The sequence below is a fragment of the Streptococcus intestinihominis genome (genome assembly GCF_046824975.1).
Lineage (GTDB): Bacteria > Bacillota > Bacilli > Lactobacillales > Streptococcaceae > Streptococcus.
In genome coordinates this window covers 443,433-447,801 of record NZ_JBKQBL010000001.1, presented here as the reverse complement: position 1 = coordinate 447,801, position 4,369 = coordinate 443,433, and the positions used below count along the sequence as shown (strand labels likewise).

Genomic DNA, 4,369 nt, shown 5'->3' with positions numbered 1-4,369 from the left:
GGCGCTCCCTACCGCTATGCCTTTGCCTTAGGATTGACCGTCTTGCTCCAATTCTATATGGGCTATATGATCTCCATTTTCATCGCCTTGTATGCTTGCTATTATGTATCGCCAAGGCTGATGGTCGAAGGAGATTGGAAGAAGAAAATAAGAAACGTCAGTCTTCCCCTCTTGCAGGCTGTGATCTATTCGATTATTGGGATTGCGCTAGCTTCTGTCATCCTCTTGCCGGTCTTTTTCAACCTCATCGAAAGTAAGGGCCAGGTCGGAGGAGGGATGACCTTCTCATTGGCCTTTCAAATAAATCCCTTAGATATTTTTGCTAAGCTAGTTGTGGGTGGCTTTGATAACACCTCAGGCTGGTCTGCGGGGCCAAACCTTCCCAATATCTATATCGGAGCCTTGGGCCTACTAGGCTTTGTATCCTATTTCTTGTCGAAAAAAGTTGTCAGAGTCAAGAAATGGGCTGCCGGTCTGGTCACCCTCGTCTTCTTTATTTCTTTTGTCAATGAATTTGTCAGCAAGATTTGGCATATGGGGCAAAATCCAGCTGGTTTCTTTTTCCGTTTCTCTTGGCTATTCTCTTTCTTTATGCTCATTCTGGCCTACCAAGCGATGAAAGAAAAAATGGTGCTTTCGCGCATCGCCAATCTAGTGATTGGTCTGGTGTTAGTGGTGGCAGTCGTCTATATTTATTCGCAGAACTATAGCTTCATTGCCAAGCTTCAACCGTCTGGTGTCACCCGTTACATCACCCGCTTTACCGCCCTTCATTTGTTGGCGCTCCTGGTCGTTGCCTCCTATGGCTTTTATAGCTATTGGGACAAGTCTAAGAAGAGCCAGAAAGAAAAGCTCATTCGGATTGGCTGGACGGCTGGCTTCCTTGTCCTTACCCTCATCCTTTTAAAAGCAGGCTATTTGTTGTCCCAAGTCGGGATCACCGTTTTGATGTACTTGCTTGTCCTTCTGGTCTTAAACCAAAAATGGTCCCGCTTGTCAGTCGTGATCTTATCAGCTTTGACCTTCTTTGAGCTGGGCTACAATGCCTATCTCTCTCAGGTGACCTTAGGCTATGACAGTGTCCATAAGTTTGCGGATGCTGCTGTCTCGGTCAAGCGTGTGACGGACAAGGTCCAGGCTGATGCGGATGAGAAGTTTTACCGGATTGCGACCGACTTTGCATATTCTCGAACGGTCCCATCCTTGGTATCTTATCCGGGATTAAGCACCTTCAGCTCGAGCTTAGAACGGTCGACCATGGACCACTTTGCTTATATGGGGGATCTGGGGGTCAATGCAGCCACAGAGTATACCAATGGGACGCCCCTGACGGATGCCTTGTACGGTGTTCGCTATTACATGCATGCCAAGGAGTTCGATCCAAAAGAGATGGAAGCTCATCCAGAAAAGATGTATTTCTATCGCTTTACCAACCGCTTTGACATGGGGCGTTACTACACAGAGACAGTCTATGAAGACAATCGCTTTGTCGTCTATAAAAACCCTCATTCCTTCCCTTTGGCCTATGGGACTAATTCCCTCGTGAAGAATATTCAGTTTGGGGCCAACAATGCCTTTGCCAACCAGAACATTATCCTCAACTCTATGGAAGGCCATCAAAAGAATACAGGCGATTATGTGGAGTATTTCAAACCCTTGGCCTTTACTGGGATTGAAACGGAGAATTTAATAGAAGAAAAGGTCAACAAGGAGACAGGAGAGGCCATCTATCGACGGGCAGATGCTTCTAAGGAAGGTATTATCCGCTATAAGGTCATTCCCCGTTCCAACAATACCTATTACTTCTTTGTGCCGGCGTCCTTGATTCCTAAGCAAGATTACTCTGTCCTGGTCAACAATAAATGGTTGCCAAATAGTAAGACCTTTACCCAAAGGCAAATCTGGCAGCTGACGGACATGACCGAAAATCAAGAGTCGGTGATTGAGTTTCGCTTTAGAACGGATACCATTGACATGAGCCAGGCGGGTGTTTATCGGGCCGAGCTGGATCAGATCCAAGAAGTACTTGAGAAGCGCAAACAGCAAGGTCTGAAGGTGACCAAGTTCAGCAATACTCATATCGAGGGGGAGGTCACTATTACAGATGATAGTGATGTCATGATGACCTCCATCCCATACAGTGCCGGCTGGCAGGTGAAAGTGGATGGTCAAGCTGTCACGACCGAAAGAGCCTGGAATAGCTTCCTATCTTTCCCAATCACCAAAGGGAAACATCAGGTCGAGTTTGTCTTCAAAACCAGAGGAAGCTTTATCGGTGCCCTACTGTCTATTGTCGCAGTTATGAGTCTCGTCATCATTAGAAAAAGATGGAAAGAGGAGCATTCTTAAGCTTCCCAAGGGTGTAATAAATTTCTTAAAAAGTTGAGATTTCGGTCTCAACTTTTTTCTATATTATTAAGAACAAAAAGTGTCAAAAAACGAATGATAAAAAAATGGACTAAATGGGAAAAAAAGTAAAAAAATGTTAAAAAATAGAGGGAAACTTCATCTGAATATTCAGAAAGTTTTACGGTAAGTAACAACTTTGATATATTTAGTTGACGGTGATGAACAAGTTTGATAATATTTGTTATGTATCAAACAATAAAAATATGAAAAAGGAGATACAAATAAATGAAGGAAATGTTTAATAGACGTCAGCGCTTTTCTTTGCGAAAGTATAGCGTTGGCGTTTGTTCTGTATTACTAGGGACAGCGCTTTTTGCTGTCGGAACTCCGACAGTAGCTGCGGATGAAGCTAGTGCGCCTACTGACACAAGCAAGGAAACAGTAGAAAGCGTTCAACCTGAGTCGACTCAAGGGGCGCAAGATACTGCTACTAAAGCTCCAGGTGAGACATATGCTGAGGGAGCACCTGCACCTAAAGTGGATCTTTCAAGCTCTGCTTTAGCAGCAGAAGCAAAAGCGGCAACGGAAACTCCAGCTGCACCTGAAGCAAAACCCGCTGTAGAAGCAACTCCAAAAGCAGAAGTAGCTGCAAAACCAGCAACAAGTGAAGCAGGAATCTCTTTAGAAGAACATGCTAAATTGTTGGAAACAGAAAAAGCAGCTGAAGCAAAACCAGCAGCAACTGAAGCAAAACCTGCTACAGATGAATCAAACAAGCCACGTGTACGTAGCCGTCGTGCTGCTACTAACGAAGCTGTGTCTGGGGACCACAACTCTAATCCAGTAGCAGTAAGTACTTACTTAAAAGATGGGGAAACTGTTGACCCATCTATTACTAATCCTAACGGGGCAACTGTTAAGTCTCAAGAAGTACCAGCTGGTTACGCTGCTAAAGAGGGAGATTGGTATACATACAGTATCGTAGATCTTGAAAAGTTCAACCAACGATACAATACAAACTACTATTCACGTGCCTATAAGAGATTCGATGAATCTACAGATACAGTTGTAGAATTAATTGATAAAAACACTGGTAATGTCGTAGAAACTAGAACGATTACAGCAACAAGTGGAATTCAAAAATTCACTACGACAGCTACTGCATCTAGAGGAGAGTTAACTTATCAAGTAGACTACGATAAAGGGACACCTGCTAGTAAGGCTGAACCAGCTCAACCATTCTTGCAATACGGATTTGAAGTTGGTGCTGCTATCCAAGCTTTGGTAGCTCCAGGACATAACCTTACTACTGAAGAACAAAAATTATACGATGATGTTTATGCTGCTCGTACATCAAGAGATATTATTAACGTTGTAGAACCAGCTTATAATGGTCGTACAATTACTGACACTAACAGTAAAATCCCACGTTTTGTTGAAAAAACAACTTACTACAGAGTAGTTGATAAAAACAACGCTACATTTAACGCTGGTAAAACTGATCCAACAGTTCAAGATTATGAGCCAAATGGTAATGAAGTTGACTTAGCCAAATACACAACTAAAGCCATGGAAGGACAAAACTTCACAGCGTCTGGCGAGCGTCAATTTGATGGCTACAAATTGTATCAAAAAGCTGACCCAGATTCAACATCTGGTTATGTAAGTCGTCCTTACAAAGTTGGTACGAAATTCATGGACGCTGAGCGTGCAGGAATTAAACGGATTAAAGAAATTGTAGACGAAGACGGATCAGTAGTCGTTCGTGTTTATCTTCTTGATCCAAAACAACAAAGCAAACGTTCTGACGGTAGCTTGAGCACTGATGGCTACATGTTGCTAGCAGAAACGAAACCGATTAAACCAGGTGATTATAACAAACAAGAATTAAATGTTAAGAAGTCACCTCTTAACACCATTCCTTTCACAGATAGTAAAGGTGTAAACTATGCAAATGGTAAGGAAGTTCCATTTGACTTCCAAAAAGCTGCAGGATATACACCGTATAAGACTGTCTTTG

At 43.0% G+C, this 4,369-nt stretch carries 2 protein-coding genes; both read left to right on the top strand.

The genetic code is table 11. From position 1 onward, the window contains the following. Window positions 1-2,349: YfhO family protein (locus tag ACLOR3_RS02305; protein ID WP_412036955.1), on the top strand; the 2,349-nt coding region annotated here is incomplete at its 5' end. Window positions 2,350-2,634: 285 nt separating this feature from the next. Continuing rightward, the coding region (locus ACLOR3_RS02300; RefSeq protein ID WP_412036954.1) for a YSIRK-type signal peptide-containing protein at window positions 2,635-4,369 on the top strand (1,735 nt) is incomplete at its 3' end.